The sequence below is a fragment of the Nocardia sp. SYP-A9097 genome (assembly GCF_009649815.1).
Classification (GTDB): domain Bacteria; phylum Actinomycetota; class Actinomycetes; order Mycobacteriales; family Mycobacteriaceae; genus Nocardia.
The window spans coordinates 371,947-387,228 of the sequence record NZ_WJIC01000005.1; the positions used below are offsets into that span (position 1 = coordinate 371,947).

General features: G+C 64.4%; 17 protein-coding genes. 9 read left to right on the forward strand and 8 right to left on the reverse strand.

Annotation, left to right across the window (positions count from 1 at the left end):
* Window positions 1-248: 248 nt before the first annotated feature.
* Both GFY24_RS14170 and GFY24_RS14175 read right to left on the reverse strand, forming a co-directional pair.
* Complete coding sequence (locus tag GFY24_RS14170) at window positions 249-1,463, reverse strand: saccharopine dehydrogenase family protein (RefSeq protein WP_153805467.1); 1,215 nt, start codon at window positions 1,461-1,463, stop codon at window positions 249-251.
* Window positions 1,464-1,669: 206 nt separating this feature from the next.
* A complete protein-coding gene (locus tag GFY24_RS14175; RefSeq protein ID WP_228566326.1) occupies window positions 1,670-2,515 on the reverse strand; it encodes a PaaX family transcriptional regulator C-terminal domain-containing protein in 846 nt (281 codons plus the stop codon).
* A gap of 238 nt (window positions 2,516-2,753) precedes the next feature.
* Between GFY24_RS14175 and GFY24_RS14180 the strand changes: the two genes are divergently transcribed.
* From GFY24_RS14180 to GFY24_RS14205, 6 genes are all read left to right on the forward strand, one after another.
* Window positions 2,754-3,275, forward strand: coding sequence for a helix-turn-helix domain-containing protein (locus GFY24_RS14180; RefSeq protein ID WP_153805469.1), 522 nt, complete (start codon window positions 2,754-2,756; stop codon window positions 3,273-3,275).
* 144 nt (window positions 3,276-3,419) lie between these two features.
* Window positions 3,420-4,412, forward strand: coding sequence for a MaoC family dehydratase N-terminal domain-containing protein (locus GFY24_RS14185; protein ID WP_153805470.1), 993 nt, complete (start codon window positions 3,420-3,422; stop codon window positions 4,410-4,412).
* Window positions 4,413-4,610: 198 nt separating this feature from the next.
* Window positions 4,611-5,186 carry a hypothetical protein gene (locus GFY24_RS14190; RefSeq protein WP_153805471.1) on the forward strand — a complete coding sequence of 192 codons (576 nt, stop codon included), beginning with the start codon at window positions 4,611-4,613 and terminating at the stop codon, window positions 5,184-5,186.
* A gap of 45 nt (window positions 5,187-5,231) precedes the next feature.
* Entirely contained in the window at window positions 5,232-5,372 is a 141-nt protein-coding gene (locus GFY24_RS14195; RefSeq protein WP_153805472.1) for a hypothetical protein, read from the forward strand.
* Window positions 5,373-5,794: 422 nt separating this feature from the next.
* Window positions 5,795-7,309 carry a GTP-binding protein gene (locus GFY24_RS14200; RefSeq protein ID WP_153805473.1) on the forward strand — a complete coding sequence of 505 codons (1,515 nt, stop codon included), beginning with the start codon at window positions 5,795-5,797 and terminating at the stop codon, window positions 7,307-7,309.
* A 188-nt stretch (window positions 7,310-7,497) separates the two neighbouring features.
* Window positions 7,498-8,787, forward strand: a complete 1,290-nt coding sequence (locus GFY24_RS14205; protein ID WP_375336049.1) for an IS256 family transposase — start codon at window positions 7,498-7,500, stop codon at window positions 8,785-8,787.
* 61 nt (window positions 8,788-8,848) lie between these two features.
* Here GFY24_RS14205 and GFY24_RS14210 read toward each other — a convergent pair whose 3' ends face one another.
* The 3 genes from GFY24_RS14210 to GFY24_RS14220 all read right to left on the reverse strand — a co-directional run bounded on the left by GFY24_RS14210 (window position 8,849) and on the right by GFY24_RS14220 (window position 10,520).
* Entirely contained in the window at window positions 8,849-9,415 is a 567-nt protein-coding gene (locus tag GFY24_RS14210) for a hypothetical protein (protein WP_153805474.1), read from the reverse strand.
* A 214-nt stretch (window positions 9,416-9,629) separates the two neighbouring features.
* Entirely contained in the window at window positions 9,630-9,866 is a 237-nt protein-coding gene (locus GFY24_RS14215; protein ID WP_375336050.1) for a winged helix-turn-helix transcriptional regulator, read from the reverse strand.
* 12 nt (window positions 9,867-9,878) lie between these two features.
* A complete protein-coding gene (locus GFY24_RS14220; protein WP_153805476.1) occupies window positions 9,879-10,520 on the reverse strand; it encodes a hypothetical protein in 642 nt (213 codons plus the stop codon).
* Between the two features lies 1 nt (window position 10,521).
* Here GFY24_RS14220 and GFY24_RS14225 point away from each other — a divergent pair, with 1 nt between their 5' ends.
* Both GFY24_RS14225 and GFY24_RS42935 read left to right on the forward strand, forming a co-directional pair.
* Window positions 10,522-10,686, forward strand: a complete 165-nt coding sequence (locus tag GFY24_RS14225) for a hypothetical protein (RefSeq protein WP_194852861.1) — start codon at window positions 10,522-10,524, stop codon at window positions 10,684-10,686.
* Between the two features lie 202 nt (window positions 10,687-10,888).
* Window positions 10,889-11,017, forward strand: coding sequence for a hypothetical protein (locus GFY24_RS42935; protein ID WP_255458660.1), 129 nt, complete (start codon window positions 10,889-10,891; stop codon window positions 11,015-11,017).
* Window positions 11,018-11,163: 146 nt separating this feature from the next.
* On the opposite strand, the gene GFY24_RS14230 is transcribed toward GFY24_RS42935, so the two are convergent.
* Both GFY24_RS14230 and GFY24_RS14235 read right to left on the reverse strand, forming a co-directional pair.
* Window positions 11,164-11,802, reverse strand: a complete 639-nt coding sequence (locus GFY24_RS14230; RefSeq protein WP_153805478.1) for a transcriptional regulator — start codon at window positions 11,800-11,802, stop codon at window positions 11,164-11,166.
* A complete protein-coding gene (locus GFY24_RS14235; protein ID WP_153805479.1) occupies window positions 11,783-12,511 on the reverse strand; it encodes a PEP-utilizing enzyme in 729 nt (242 codons plus the stop codon). The genes GFY24_RS14230 and GFY24_RS14235 overlap by 20 nt, the downstream gene beginning before the upstream one ends.
* Window positions 12,512-12,588: 77 nt before the next feature.
* On the opposite strand from GFY24_RS14235, the gene GFY24_RS14240 reads away from it, so the two are divergent.
* Window positions 12,589-13,797, forward strand: coding sequence for an FAD-dependent oxidoreductase (locus tag GFY24_RS14240; RefSeq protein WP_153805480.1), 1,209 nt, complete (start codon window positions 12,589-12,591; stop codon window positions 13,795-13,797).
* Between the two features lie 273 nt (window positions 13,798-14,070).
* Here the strand turns inward: GFY24_RS14240 and GFY24_RS14245 are convergent, their stop codons facing one another.
* On the reverse strand, window positions 14,071-15,087 hold the full coding sequence (locus GFY24_RS14245; RefSeq protein ID WP_153805481.1) for a hypothetical protein: 1,017 nt from the start codon (window positions 15,085-15,087) through the stop codon (window positions 14,071-14,073).
* Window positions 15,088-15,282: the final 195 nt, after the last annotated feature.

Consider the following 15,282-nt stretch of genomic DNA (forward strand, 5'->3'; position numbering starts at 1 on the left):
GGGGTAGGCATACGGTCCAGCCGTCACCGTTGCTTCGTGGGATGCGGGTCCAGTGCGGGGGAGGAGTGTCGGAGCCGCCGTCGGTGTGCCCCGGGCCGCGTGGGGGATGTGGTTGGTGTGCGGCGTGGACGAGGCCGGGTTGGGCGGCGGCGGTTGGAATGAAAAGTGGTGTGAGGCAGCAGGTTACGGCGACAACTCCGCTGGTGATCGCGATGCCGATGGAAGCGGGGCGCATCAGGTGTCCTATATCAGTGGGCCGGGATTTCGGCGAGTGAGTCCTGCTCGATTTCGACGCAGGAGCCGGGGTGACCGAGCCACCCGCCGAGCTCGGCGAAGAAGCGGTCGGCGTCGATAGTCGCTTCGGGCGGGTGGACGCCGGGGCGGCGCGCGGTCCCGTCGATCACCTGAGACATGGCCAGTGCCAAGGGAATTCCGGTCGCGCCGGCCATATCGTCGGTGAATCCGCCGAGTCCCGGACCGTCGGACAGCCGGGCGAGTACGACCTGTCGCCTGCCGTCCCGCACTCCGTACGCGACCGCGAAGAACGGTGGCAGAGTGCCGTGCGAGGCGTACTCACCGGCGGTTATGGCCGACCGAATCCCGCGCAGCAGACCGGGTTTCAGTAACTGCCGGGCGGCCCCGGCGGCGTCGAGTCGACCGCGGTCGATATCGCGCCGCAGACCATCGAGAAAGGCGACCATCCCGGGTGTGGCGATCATCAAACAGGCTGCCGCTCCGGTCGGACGGATGGTGCGGTGCAGGGTCACCGGTTCGGGATGGCCGACCGTATAGCCGGTGCCACAACGGTTTCCGGGCAGTGCGAGGGTGACCGGCCGCACCGGCTCGCGGTGCATTATTCGGCCGCCTTCGACCAGGGCGATGGTGCCGCTGATCTGCTGCATCCAATGGATTGCCGCCGCCGACGGGCGGCCGTGTATGCCGAGCACCTCGTCGCCGCCGGCTTCGGCAGGCACATCGACCGGCCACGCGGTGTACACGTCGTCGACGCGGTCCAGGCGGCGGGCGGCCGCCATCGCGAGCAGATTGCTCACGCCCGGACTGGCTCCCATACCGATGACAGCGCATACGCCCGCCTCGCGCGCCGCCTCGTTCAGCGCCAGCATCTCGAGGGTGGGTTCCCAGTCGTCGCAGAGATCGAGATAGTGGGTGCGCGCCGCGATAGCCGCCAGCAGTACGGGTACGCCGAATCGGTAGTACGGGCCGACGGTATTCAGAACGAGGTCGGATTCGTCCAGGGCGCAACGCAATTCGCCTGGATCTTCTACATCCACTCGCAGTGCGCGCACCGGGATCGGGGAGGTTGCCAGTTGGGCTTTCACACGTTGCGCGGCAGCCAGGTCGCGATCGGCGATCACGATCTCATCGATGCCGGGCAACAGGGTCGCGGTCCGCACGGCCGCGACGCCCATCGCTCCCGCTCCGCCCAGGGCGAGGACTCTCATTATTTTCCTATCGTATTCTAAACGGTCGTATTGAATACGAACGATCGTAGCACGATAGATTTATGAGTGGTGAGAGGACGTGAAGGGTCGTCGAACGGCATGAATATGCTCGGATGTGTTCGGGGTGGCCTATGCCCGGCCCCGGAATACGCTCCAGCGCAGGTGAATTCACCCGCACGGTGAAGGCGTGCGGTGTGGTGCGGTGCCTAGTGGCCGCGCGACCCTCGGGTGGTCGGCCGTTCGCCGATGGCCTCGCGCACGGCCGCGGAGTAGACGCGGAAAAGCCTGGTCGATCCCGGCGTCTCGCGCTTCGCCAACTCGGCCCAGCAGTCCGCCACGGCCGCCCGTGCCCGTTGACCGATCCACGGTTGCGGCAACAACTCCGGCGGCAGCAGCGGATCGGGATCCATCGCGCGCGTGAATTCGGCGGCCAATTCGATCTCGATGGTCAACAGTTCGGTGGGGGACAGGGTGCGATCGCGCAATGCGCGCAGCCGATATTCGGCGACCTCGTACAGCCGCTGATGCCCGGCCTCGAGCCGCTCCAACGGCCAGAGCCTGGCGGCGAGTTCCGGCGCGGATTCGATACCGCCGAGCCGCAGATCCGTGCTCGTCATGGTCGAAATATGCTGTGCGACACCGAGTTCGCGCGCTGTGGCGGCAAGGCGAGCAGACCAGTCATTGGCGCTCACATAGAGTCCGCCCTGTATCGCCGCGCCCCCGAGCTGAACAATGCTGTCCCGCATAGCATCTCGCGCCGCCCGGGCGGTCTCGGGTACCGCGAAGGCGACCACATGCCACACCCCATCCCACGGCGCCGCCCCCCGATCCTGGGCGAACATGTACCGGATGTACTCCAGTTCGGGTTCGATTCCACCGCGCATTCCGTCGGAGGCCCGCAATACCGCTTTGCGTCCCCGCCCGTCCTGCACGAACTGCCCTTCGGTGACGAGCCGTTTGATACACAACCGCACCTGCTGATCGCTCATCCCGAGTGCGTTCGCCACCGAGTACAACTCCCCGGCATCGATCGTCGAATCCTCCCGGACCATGCTCTCCACCAGCGTGCGCGTCGGAATCTCGACGACATCGCCCTGCTCCACGCGCCCACCACCTCGAATAGCTCGTCCGGTCCACCGGTTTCTCTCGATCATCCTACGATCGGTTGGCCGGCGATCGGTCGAGGCTCGGCGCGCTGGCCATCGCGCAGCGGGCCGGGGGTGCAAGAGCCCGGTACGACGCCTCCCCCTTCGAGGCGTCGACCAGCTGCCGAGTCATCATGGTTGGGTGATGAACAACGTTGTCCAGCATGCTGACTCGGTCGGCGACAGGGAAGGCGGCACATCGTTGTCCGCTGCGCACACGAAGGTAACCATCGAGCTCGCGGGGACCGGGCAGGACGGGCCGTGTGGGGAGGACCACTGCGGGGTTCGTGAGCTATTGGATCGGCTCGGCGACAAGTGGACCGTGCTGGTCATGGTCGAGTTGTCCAAGGGCACCAGACGATTCGGTGAATTACAGCGAGCGATCCCGGGGATTTCGCAGCGGATGCTGACCCGCACCACCAAACAACTTTGGCGGGACGGGTTTGTCGACCGTACTGCGTACCAGACGATTCCGCCGCAGGTGGAGTACAGCCTCACCGAAATGGGGCTGGGACTGCTGTCGGTGGGTATGACCGTGATCGACTGGACGCGAGACAATGTGCGGGGGATCGAGACCGCCCGCGCGAAGTGGGACGTCGAGAACGCCGCTCCGATGCGATTCGTCGAGCCTCGGGCAGTCGTTACGTATCCGGATCCCTTGGCATAGTGAGATATCCAGAATTCGGCGCGAACGTGGCGCCCATCAGGATTCCCGGAGAATCATTGACCATCCCGACGGGTCCGGCATTGTGAACCTGTCGATCTGCGGCGCTATACCGCAGTGGTACAACGTATTCGAAGGGATCAGCCGATGGACAGTACACTTAGCGACCCGGCAGCCAGGGCTCGCGTGGGACGCAGCTACCGATGCGCGAAACCGTTCTCGGTGGAACGCGCTCGGATCAAGGAATTCGCGCGCGCCGTACGGGCCTTCCATCCGGCCCACTGGCATGAAACCGCCGCCGCGCGACTGGGATTCGATGCGATCGTGGCCCCGCCCACGTTCGCCGCGGTGGTCTGGAAGCAGATGCGACGGGAGATTCTGGAGACACTGATCACCGGCTACGATCTCGATCGGATCGTGCACGTGGACCAGACGCTCGACATCGGTCGGCCGTTGCTCGCCGGTGACGTGCTGACTTGCGATGTCCACTTCGAATCATTCCGGCATTTCGACCCTTTCGACGTCATCACCATGACCGGGGTGCTCACCGACCAGGACGGGACGCTGGTGCAGAGCGGGTCGATGGCACTGCTGGCCCACACTCGGGACCCCGGTCATCCTCCGGCTCGCCCGCCGACCGCGCCCTACGCCGGCATCGACAGCGCCCACTTGCCCTGTCGTCCCGCGCGACGTCACGAAATGGCGTGCACCGAAGTCGATTTCGACCGACTGGCGACAGGTGCCGAAGTGCCGCCTCGAACCGTCACCATCGCGGCGCAAGACCTCACGTGGTACACGCAGCCGATGGACGGGCCGCGCTCGGAGCGAATCATCGGCGCGGGCGGGGTTCCGGCGATCACACCGGGAGCGCTGGCGCTGGCGCTGGCGGCCGAATACGTCACCTCATGGACCGACGATCCGACCTCGATCACGAAGTACCGCGCCGAATTCGCCAATCAGGTGCACTATCTGGCGGTCCCGCGTACGCGCGATGCCGAGATCGAGTTCCGCGGCCGAATTATCGCGTGCGATCGCCGCCGCCGTACCGCGACGGTATCCATCGACGCGAAATCGCAGGGCCGCAAGATCTTCGGCTACGCCAGCGCCGATGTGCGCTTCGGGCCGCACGTTTCACGCTAGCGCCCGCCCCGGTTTTATCCGGACCGGAAAGAAGATCGCCGGCTGATCGGGCCGCCTCGCTACAAGTGCCGCATACCGTCGAAATCGGCTGGGGCTGCGGCGATGTGTAGTCGCGGCTCCGGTGGGCCACGGTGAATTCACGCGCGCCGGGCGCCGCACAGCTCGCGCACGCTGTTCGGCCGCTGTTTGAATCGCGCTGTGACACAGATCAACTCCAGCACGCCGGAGGTCCGGGTCGTCGGCCTCATGAGCGATGCTGTCAAGAAGCGAGTAGTCCGGCAGTGCGTTATCGCGAGTGTGCTGTTCCTCGGCGTACTGTTCGGCATCATTCATCCCGACGGGGGCTACATCACCCTCAGCGTCATCCTCGTGCTGCCGACCCTGTTGATGGTGTGGGCGGTGTACAGGGAGTTCTCGGCCCTGCGCAAGCCAACGCTGATCGTCACGCCCACAGATCTGACCATCACCCGCAGACTGCGCCTGGATCTGGGCAGGGTGGTCCGGCGGCCGTGGGCGAATATCGCCGCAGTGTCGATGGGTACCCATGAGACGACCCGGAAGGTCAACGGCTACGAGACCGGCCGTGACTACCGCCCCCTCCTGCAGGTCTACATCGTGGGCGCCGACAAGCCGGTACAACAGTTCTACCTCTCCAGTGCCTGCCCGAACTGGCAGGAGCTCTTTCAATACATCCACGCGGTCGCCCCGCACGTCCGCCTCACCGACCATCAGCAGGCCGACCTCGACGCCCACGCCGCGCGCCGGCGCACCTGACCGGTCCCGAGCGCGCGGTAGCGGTCGATCACGCCCGAGGAAACCTTGTCACGAACAGGCCTGCGCGCTGAAGCTGTCATGTCCGCCTACACGATCGCCACCTATGTCGGGCACCTGGCCTGGCAGGTCCTGCACGAGACCGGCCACATCCTGAAAACGACGCCCTCGACCCCGCACGCGAGCTGATCGCGGTCGACGACAGGATCTATCGCCGCCTGTTCACCGCCGCCGAGATCGAACGCCTCTAGACGCAGGTCGAGAAGCTGAAAAACAATCTTGCCCAAGCCAACTCGACAATCCAGGACCTCACCGACATCCGAAGCCACGCCCTCGCGCGGATTACCGCTCAGCACGACGAAATCCTGCGGCTCCACACAGCCAATCCCCCCGGCCGCCGTCACCTGCCTCCCGTCGAATCGCCCGATATCCCAGCAGCATCCGGCTGCGCCGCCAGCCCGCACGGCCCTGTGATAATGGTTTGCGAGTTCACGATCCTGCTGCCACAGTCCTCAATTGACGTCGATGCCGAACAGGAGATGCGATGCGCCGATTCCTCGAAACACCCCAGGCCCTTCATCCGACGGTGACATTCGAGGACTTCGGCATCCATGCACCCCCATCGCATTCTCAACATCGGCATTCTCGCTCACGTCGACGCGGGTAAGACCAGCCTGACCGAGCGCCTGCTGTTCGACACCGGCGCCATCGACACACTCGGTAGCGTTGATGCTGGTACCACCCGGACCGACACGGGGGAGATCGAGCGGCAGCGAGGCATCACGGTGCGCTCGGCGGTCGCCTCGTTCACACATGGCGTGACCCAGGTCAATGTCATCGACACCCCCGGCCACGCGGATTTCGTCGCCGAAGTCGATCGCGCACTGGTAGCGCTCGACGCCGCCGTGCTGGTGGTATCGGCGGTGGAGGGCGTGCAGTCCCACACCCGCATACTGATGCGCATCCTGCGCGAAACCGGCCTGCCTACAATAATTTTCGTCAACAAAATCGACCGCCACGGCGCCCGCACCGACAGCCTGATCGCCGAGATCGGCGAGAAGCTGACCCCTCGTGCCATCGCTATGGCCACGGTCCGCGCGCCGGGAACCCGATCAGCGCAGGTAGTACCGGAAACATTCGGGAACAACAGTTTTCGTGACCGTGTCGCCGAGCAGCTCGCCGATGTCGACGACAGCATTTTGGCTCGCGTCGTGGATGGCCCCGCGCTGAGCCCCGTCGAAGTGGTCGAGATGCTGTCCGAGCAGATCGCCAACGCACGCACTTATCCGCTCTACTTCGGTTCATCCCGCACCGGACAAGGCATCGCTGCGCTGGTGGATGGCATCACCGGCCGTCTGCATGCGGCGTTGCAGATCATGGCCGAGCACGATCCGCTCCTGCACGCCCGCCAGGAGCCTGACGGCACCTCCTCGATCCTGCTCTACGGCGAGATCCAGAAGGAGATCATCGCCACCACCCTCGCGAACGACTTCGGCATCGACTCCGATTTCCAAGTCAGCGAACCGATCTGCATCGAACGCGTGACCGGAAACGGCGAAGCCACTGAAGAAATGCGGTTCCGGGCACCGAGCCCCAGCGGCTTCTGGGCCACCGTCGGCCTGCGCATCGAACCCGCCCCGCCCCGCTCGGGTGTCAGCTTCCGCCGCGAAACGGAACTCGGCGCGCTACCACGTGCTTTCCACACCGCCATCGAGGAATCGGTCTACGCCAGACTTCGGAACGGGCCGACCGGTCGAGCGATCACCGACTGCATCGTCACCCTCGCCCGCACCGGATTCGCTGGACCGGTCACTACCGCGGCAGATTTCCGAGGCCTGGTCCCGATCGTTCTCGATCGCGCCCTGGATACAGCCGGAACGCAACTGCTCGAGCCCTACCACAGCTTCGAAATCGATATCCCCGCAGAAACATTCACCCCTGTCACGGCCTACCTGGCCGGTCTCGCCGCCAACATCGACACCACGACAGCGGGCCCGCACACCTGGCAACTGCGAGGCGTCATACCCGCACGCCACATCCACGCAGTTCAACACCAGCTCGCTGATCTCACTCACGGTGACGGCACCTGGTCGTCGCAACCCGCGGACTACCGACCCGCCAACTGAAGCGACATCCTCCACAGAAAGGACAGCTTTATCGCCACACGATCGGCAACCAACGACACCAATTCAACAGAGCGAATTGACCACGTCGAACGCAACACAAACCCGACCGCACACTCGTCATGCGCGATGGGACTGTACAAACAACGGTGTAACTCCGAAACAAGGAGTGGCACATGAACTCTGATGTGATGACCGCCGAGTTGGCCGATACTGACGCGGTGGCCAGACCCAGGAAACCGAAGACGACGGCGGTGGATGTCGAGCTGGTTGAGCAGCTTGTGGCCCAGGCCCGCGCCAGCGGGCTGCAATTGACCGGAGAGGGCGGGCTGCTGGGGCAGCTGACCAAAATGGTCGTCGAGTCCGCCCTCAACGGCGAGATCACCGACCACCTCGGATACGACCAGGGCGACCCGGCCGGGCGTGGAACACCCAACTCCCGCAACGGAACCCGCTCTAAAACGATCGTGACCGATGTCGGTCCGGTCGAGATCGACGTCCCGCGTGACCGTGACGCCAGCTTCGAACCGCAGATCGTGCGCAAACGCCAGCGTCGGCTGGGCGGGGTGGAGAACATGGTGTTGTCGTTGTCGGCCAAGGGGCTGACCCATGGAGAGATCTCGGCGCATCTGCGCGAGGTTTATGGCGCCGAAGTATCGAAACAGACCATTTCCACCATCACCGACAAGGTGATGGACGGAATGGCCGAATGGCAGAACCGGCCCCTGGACAGGGTTTATCCGGTGATCTTCCTGGATGCGATCCACGTCAAGATCCGTGACGGGAAGGTCGCCAACCGGCCCATCTACGTCGCATTGGCGGTGACGGTCGAGGGCGGCCGCGAGATTCTCGGTCTATGGGCCGGTGACGGCGGTGAAGGCGCGAAGTTCTGGTTGCAGATCCTCACCGAGCTGAAAAACCGTGGCATCGAGGATGTGTGCATGCTCGTCTGCGACGGGCTCAAAGGGCTCCCGGAGGCGATCGGGCAGACCTGGCCGACCGCGGTCGTTCAGACCTGCATCGTTCACCTGCTGCGGGCCTCGTTCGGCTATGCCGGCCGTCAGGACTGGGCCGCGATCGCCAAGGCGTTGAAGCCGGTTTACACCGCGCCCACCGAAGCCGCGGCGCTGGAACGGTTCTACGAGTTCGCCGAGGTCTGGGGCACGAAATATCCTGCCATCGTGCGGCTTTGGGAGAACTCGTGGGCCGAGTTCACCCCGTTCCTGGCCTTCGATACCGAGATCCGGCGCGTTGTCTGCTCGACGAACGCGATCGAGTCGGTCAATGCTCGCATCCGCCGAGCGGTCCGCGCACGCGGCCACTTTCCCAACGAGCAAGCCGCCCTGAAATGCGTCTACCTCGCGGTCATGGCCCTCGATCCCACCGGCGACGGCCAGAAACGGTGGATCACCCGATGGAAAGCGGCGTTGAACGCCTTCGACATCACCTTCGAAGGCCGACTCACCGCCGGACGCAGATAGCTCAATCAACCCGAGTTACACCGTTATCTGGACAGACCCTGCGCGATCGCGGGTGCTGTGGCTAGCCGCTGAGGGAGAACGGGAAGTTCGGTAGCTTGGCCATTTGTTGTCCGGGCAAAAGGACGACCGACCTGCCATGGCAGTCGCCGGTCTCCCAGAAGGTCTGCGGAACCTTGCTGCCGTTTACCGCGGACGCGGCTCCCTGTGGCCCGAGGCTCGCGACGCCGAGCTCGAGACAGTTTCCGGGCGCGATCGAGGGCACTTCGCCGTGTGGCAGAGAAGGCAGCAGGTCCTTGAAATCGAACATTGCCCACCAGCACACACTGCCCTCGGGGCAAGGCTGTGCCAGCACCTGTGTCGGCCGGGTAACCGCTGTCGATTCTCCGGTGGCGGTTGATGTCGCGCTGGACGGTAGTGGCGTAGTCACGGAAATCGGCGCCGGGTTCGGTTGAGGAGCCGAGGTCGATTGGGTGCCGACGCCGTCGTGATGGCCGGTCCACGGCAACGCGTACACGAGCGACGCGCCGACCAGCCCTGCGATCAGGAATCCGCCGACCACCGCGAATTTCACGGTGCGCCGGTTCTCCTTCGTGCCGTGACTGCTCTCCTTGATGTCACGTTGCCACACGCCCAAATTCGTTCTGGAGCGAGTCTGGCGGGAGTACGACTCGTTTTGTTTGCTGTGGTGCTGGGCATCGAGGCCGGCCCGACCTTGGATGTGCCCCTTCGGGTCTCGCTCACCGGGTGGGAGTGCTCCGCTCACGAGGAGAGGCTAGCGCCCGGCACTCGGATGCGAATCAACATTCATGAACAGTGCAGTGCCGAGCAGACTTCCGCGGCGATCACCGCTGCGGACACTCCGTGCGCGAGCTGATCTGATCGTGATGCTCGGAGGCCCATTCGATCAATGCCGTGACAGTCTCGAGTAGTCCTCGGCCCAGCGGTGCGAGGGTGTACTCCACACGGGGTGGTACCTCGGGGTAGGAGGTTCTGGTCACCAGGCCATCTTGTCCGAGTTGACGCAGGGTGAGGGTCAGCATGCGCTGCGAGATGCCGGTTACCGCGCGACCACGACGCAGTCGTCGCGGGTCTCACCTTCGATCGGGCCACTGCTGTAGGGCAGGGTCCTGGTCGACGCCGGTCAAGAAGGGCTCTAGCTCAGCCAGACCGGCCTTGCGGACGTGCTCGACCCAACGGTCGATTTCGGCGCCGCGCCGGTTGGCCATGATCTGGGCGAACTCGTGCACGAGTTGAGCGAGAGCAGTCAGTTCCGGGCAGACGGCCAAGAGTTCGTCGAGGTGGGTGCGCTGCTGATCGGGCAGATCGGCCGGGCGGGTCATGAGCCAACTGGTCAGGCGCCGCGGCAAGGGCAAGATCCGATCACGGACGTGGCGTCCCTGATTGAGGTATTTGTGCAGCAGGTTCAAGCTGCCGGTATAGCCGAGGGTTTTGAGCTCTGCGAACAGGTGCGCGACGGGGACGCCGGGTTCGGTAGCGCGGCGGGTCCTGAGGTGGTCCCGGTAGGGGTCGACCAGACAGGCGCGATATTGCGGTGGGCGGCGCAGCCGATCCGGTTCCGGGACTCGGGCATAGCGTTTGACGGTGTTGAGTCCCAGACCCAGCCGCCGAGAGCAGTCCAGCAGCCCGACGCCTTGGCTGAGCAGATTGTGTACGGCGTGCCAGCGCTGCAAAGTTGTTGTCTCACGGGTCAACTGCTGGCGCTTGGGTCCCACCTTGGCCCAGCAGGAGACTCTGTACAACGGTCGAGCCAGGGCAGTGGCCGATTGGGGGAATCCCGATCACCGGTTTCTGATCGAGGAGGGGCTCGCGGCGGCCGACGGGGATCATCTGGTGTGGACCGAACTCGGCTATCAGTGTCTGATGAATGTGTACCACTGATACTCGCGCCGAAGTGTCAGGGATCCACGGCCAGAACGAGTTTGGGTTGTACCAAGCTGCGTACGCTCATGCCGCGACCCGGGTGTTCGGAACCGGCCGCGGGCCCGGCCGGCGAGTGCACGCAAATGCCGAGTTGCGGATGGTCTTCGGTCGATCAATATTCGCTGTCCGCTGGAAGTCTCGCCGCCGTAGAGTCCGGCGTATGGCCGATTTCAGTCGCTGCGCCCTATGCGAATCGCCCGCCGCGGCCGATAACCGCTTCCGGACCAACGGCAGTTCGGAAAGCCCGCAGTCGACCGTCGCCGACCTGATCTACCACCGCACATCGTGAACCTGGTTTCCGGACGGTCGACGAAGACCACCCAAACCGAAGCGCGTTGGCTACGAATCGCTTTCGAGCACCTCGGAAAGCGGGACACAGTGACCGCCCTCGAACGGCTGCTCGCAGCCGCGAAGCGGCATGACGATGGTCCTCGATCAACATCCCGCTGAAACAGTCCTGTCGATACCCAGCGTGGCTATCAGGTCTTCGTGCAGCTCGAACCAGACGCGGTGGGCGGAACCGTGTGTGGTGCCGGTAATCATGTCGAGATTGTCGGCGGCCTGGGCGAGCGCCGCGGTGAATCGAGTGTCGTAGCCGGAGAACCGTGCGAGTCGTTCAGTGAGTTGGGTTGTCAGCGGAGCCAATTCGTTTGCGAGGCTTTGCAGTTCGGACAGGATCCGGAAATCGCGCGCTGCGTCGCCGTGGTCGTTGTCGTGCATGCTGCCGTCGGGAAGGATGGTCATCTGCCAGGCTGTGCAGGCCTGCACCAAACGTGTGTTCAGTGGGAGAAACGTGCGATAGACGTTTTCCACCAGGGCTTTTGCCCCGCACTCGGCAAGCTCGTCGGCAAGCAGCCGCTCGTTCTCCCGCCGCCCGCTCGCCGTGAGTGACCACCCTGCGTCGGTCGCGAAACGGAAGTGGCTGATCCAACCGCGCTCCCGGAAATCCCGCACATGAGACTCGGCGAGGCCGAGAGGCATTCGGTATCTGCCGGCCACCGCTTGCATATCCACGAACCCGCCGAGGCGGATGGCGTGCAACGCGAGCAACGAACTACATGAAACGTGCGTCATCGGGGACTTGCCTTTCGTGACGGGTCACTACGCTCGATGGAGCGGCATCGACAGTCGGTGGAGCGAGCGCACGGACGAATCCGGTGGTCCCATCGACCGAGATGTTTCGATGATTCGCCAGCGCCTCCAGCGCCCCCTCGGCTGCGACCACGGCTGGAATTCCGTACTCGCGGGCGACGATCGCCGCATGGGACAGAATTCCCCCGATTTCGGTGACCACCGCGGCGGCAAGACCGAACAGCACCGTCCACGACGGATCGGTTGTGCGGCAGACGATGACATCGCCAGGCTCAACCGCACCGAAATCGTCAACATCGGATATCAGCCGGACCGGACCGGCGACAACACCACGGCTGGCCGGGATACCGGTGACAATCGACGCGTCTGGTGTCACGGATTCTCCTGTGCGCTGGGCGAATTCACACGATTCGACACCTCGCAGCCGCGCCGTGGCCAGGTGGCGGTTGTCGACGCGCGTCGAGAACCGTTTCTGTGCGGCCTGTCTGGAGATTCCGAGGCGGGTGCCGATTTCTGTCCAGGACACGCCAGCATGCCGGGCCTGATCGACGAAACAGTCCAGCAACTGATCGGTCAGCCGCAACCACTGCGCGGCGAGCATCACCCCTGCTGTCAATCGATCCAAGTAGCGATCAGGGTGGGCACGCTCGATCGCGGCTATTACATCGCCCAGTGGTACCTGCCGAACCATGAGTCAACTAGTAGTTGACGCATGGCGATGGTTCGTGAGTGGTTTTCGCCGACAGCACATCGAACCGAGGAGTCGCAATGGAAGCCTTCGAAAGCGCTGCGCGCCAGCATGCCGAGTCATCGGGCAGGCGGGCGACGGTCGTCGGCGCAGGGATTGCCGGCTTGGCTGCCGCGTTGCGATTGCGTCGGCAGGGCTGGGACGTCGTCGTGGTCGAACACGCGCCGAGTCGGCGCAGTAGTGGTTACCTGGTGAACCTGCACGGACCCGGATATGCCGCTACCGAGCGGCTCGGGCTGCTACCGGCGTTGACCCCGCGCGATATCGGATTCTTCACCTCGGTCCTCGTCCACGCCGACGGCCGGGAGAAACTCAGGATTCCCGCCGCTGTCACCGAGGCCGCTGTCGGGAACCGGGCATTGAGCTTGTTCCGCGGCGATTTGGAGTCAGCACTGTACGACGCCGTCGCCGAGTTCGCCGATATCCGTTTCGGCACCACGGTGCGGGCCATTACCCAGACCCCTGGGGAGGTCGAAGTCACCCTCAGCGACGACACCCACCTCCACACCGAACTCCTCGTCGGCGCCGACGGCGTGCACTCCCGGGTTCGAGAGCTCGTATTCGGTGCCGAGTCCGAGTATTTCGTGGACCTGGGCCATATGGTCGGCGCATTTCCGCTGGAAACACCTCCCGCCCACATGCCCGACGGTCTCGGCACCACGTATATCGGTCCCGGACGCACGGCCGCGGTGATGAACCTGGGACCGGAAAGGTCCTCGGCGTTCTTCGCCTACCGCTGCCTCGACCCTGACATAGAACTCGCTCTCGGCGCCGCACCCGCCCTCACCCGAGCGTTCGGGGATCTCGGCGGCGGTGTCGCCGACGCACTCCGTCAGCTCGACGCCGAGCCCGGCACCGCCTACTTCGATTCGGTCGGCCAGATCGTGATGGACCGCTGGAGCCAGGGCCGAGTCGTCCTGCTCGGCGACGCGGCCTGGTGCGTAACGGTATTCGCCGGTTACGGCGCCGCCCTCGCCCTCGACGGCGCCGACCGGCTCGGCACCGCGCTAGCGGCACACGGCGACGACATTCCCGCCGCCCTCGACACCTGGGAGACGACGTTGCGGCCGGAGGTGAACAAGCGACAGGCGTTGGCGCGGATGGGAATCAGCCGATTCGCCCCGCCGTCACGCACACATGTGTGGGCGGGCGAACTAATGCTCCGCGCAATCCAGCTCCCCGGCATCCGCAGCCTGGTCCGACGCTCCATCCAACGCGCCAACAACTAGCCGCCGAGTCCGCTGATCGGCCGGGCTCAACGGACTACTCGGCGGCGAGCTCGGTGCAAGAGGCCGCAGAAAATCTCCGCGGCTCGGCCGGTCGTGCACCAAGGCCCGATCTACCGAACGCACTATTCTGCCGCGGTGCGGGCGTTGGGCGGTCGTTCAGATCGCTTGGTCGACAAGACTTCCCGACGCACGCACATGCCGAATGGCGCGCGTCACAGCCGACGTTCGAGGGCTCGTCGAAGCCAACTGGCGATCTTGGATGGGTTGCGGTCGTTACTCGGATGGGTGCGGCTCTATTCGCTTCGCTCTGATCTCGATGTAGTCGAACTGGGTGTCCTCGTTGTCGTAGTGATCGGTCTCGCAATGGACTACGAAGGCTTCGGACACATGCCAGCTGTCTCTGAGTTTCCAGGCATTCCCCCGTCTGCCGACCGGGACGAAGAACTCGATGGTCAGATCCTGCTTGTCAGCGTTGCCGCGGTCGTTTGCCTGAGCGCGGTGGATGCCATAGGCCCAGTTCTTCCACTCCTCGCGGATGGCTCCGGGCTGACTGCCTTGCAGTGTGATGGCGGCAGGAGTGTCGTTGTTGCTTCTGAGCCCTTCAGCGTGGGGGAACGGGAAGTCCCCATCGGCAAAGGCGAACCAGGTGGATTCGCCATCGGCCAGAGTTACCCGCGTTAGGTAGCCCGGTCCGGGAAACGATGTGGTGTCGCTCGCCAGTGTGATGCTCGGGACTGCCCCGAGTGCCGCAGGCGAGGCAGCTTTGTGGCGTTTGCGGATGGAAGACCCGTGCCGAAGTCGTTGCCAGAATGAAGGCCGTCGATGCTCCACCGCGAAGATCTGGGCTTTTGTCAGATCGTCCTGCATCCACTGCGGCACTATCTCGCGCGGGTACATTCGCAGGTCCGCTTCCACGTCGGTCTCGAAGTACGAATGCTCTTGCGGCCGTTCGTAACCGAACTGTGCACTGACCTCACCCTCGGAAGGGATGAGCAGGTGCAGTGTGAACCAAGTCCCTTCACCCTGCACATACATGAGGTCCCGCAGTTGCTTCAGCCCTGGTGGGAGATCGATCGGCTGATCCGTCAAGCCAAGGAACGGACCATCGGCGGTCTCGACGCCGATCTCGAGTTGGCCGTCTTGGCCCACCATGGTCCACGTCAGGTCGATCAGAGTCCAGTCCAGCGGATATGTGTCCACGACCATCTTGTCGCGGACGTGCTCGACAATCTGCTGCACCAGCTTCTGTTGTCCGAGGGGGATATTCGACGACGACGGATCAGTTGACATGCTTGCCTTTCTCGCGACCCGATCTCATCACGAGCGTCCTGAAAACGCACTCTCATGCCGCTGGTCGCGCTGAGCGAACCGGCCAGCGCAGGCGGCCGAAGGTCAACTGGCCGTGTCGATCTCAGGTCGACCGAGCACGCACTCCTGCCGAAGGTTATGTGGGCTCTTACCGATCAGGCCGCTGCCGGTTCAGGT

Excerpts from the sequence above, each read along its gene's own strand:
- GFY24_RS14235 (WP_153805479.1), bottom strand. The coding sequence starts at position 12,511 with ATGGTTCGGCAGGTACCACTGGGCGATGTAATAGCCGCGATCGAGCGT.
- GFY24_RS14175 (WP_228566326.1), bottom strand. The coding sequence starts at position 2,515 with ATGGTCCGGGAGGATTCGACGATCGATGCCGGGGAGTTGTACTCGGTG.
- GFY24_RS14200 (WP_153805473.1), top strand. The coding sequence starts at position 5,795 with ATGCACCCCCATCGCATTCTCAACATCGGCATTCTCGCTCACGTCGAC.
- GFY24_RS14205 (WP_375336049.1), top strand. The coding sequence starts at position 7,498 with ATGACCGCCGAGTTGGCCGATACTGACGCGGTGGCCAGACCCAGGAAA.
- GFY24_RS14170 (WP_153805467.1), bottom strand. The coding sequence starts at position 1,463 with ATGAGAGTCCTCGCCCTGGGCGGAGCGGGAGCGATGGGCGTCGCGGCC.
- GFY24_RS14230 (WP_153805478.1), bottom strand. The coding sequence starts at position 11,802 with ATGACGCACGTTTCATGTAGTTCGTTGCTCGCGTTGCACGCCATCCGC.
- GFY24_RS42935 (WP_255458660.1), top strand. The coding sequence starts at position 10,889 with ATGGCCGATTTCAGTCGCTGCGCCCTATGCGAATCGCCCGCCGCGGCC.
- GFY24_RS14180 (WP_153805469.1), top strand. The coding sequence starts at position 2,754 with ATGAACAACGTTGTCCAGCATGCTGACTCGGTCGGCGACAGGGAAGGC.
- GFY24_RS14245 (WP_153805481.1), bottom strand. The coding sequence starts at position 15,087 with ATGTCAACTGATCCGTCGTCGTCGAATATCCCCCTCGGACAACAGAAG.
- GFY24_RS14185 (WP_153805470.1), top strand. The coding sequence starts at position 3,420 with ATGGACAGTACACTTAGCGACCCGGCAGCCAGGGCTCGCGTGGGACGC.
- GFY24_RS14240 (WP_153805480.1), top strand. The coding sequence starts at position 12,589 with ATGGAAGCCTTCGAAAGCGCTGCGCGCCAGCATGCCGAGTCATCGGGC.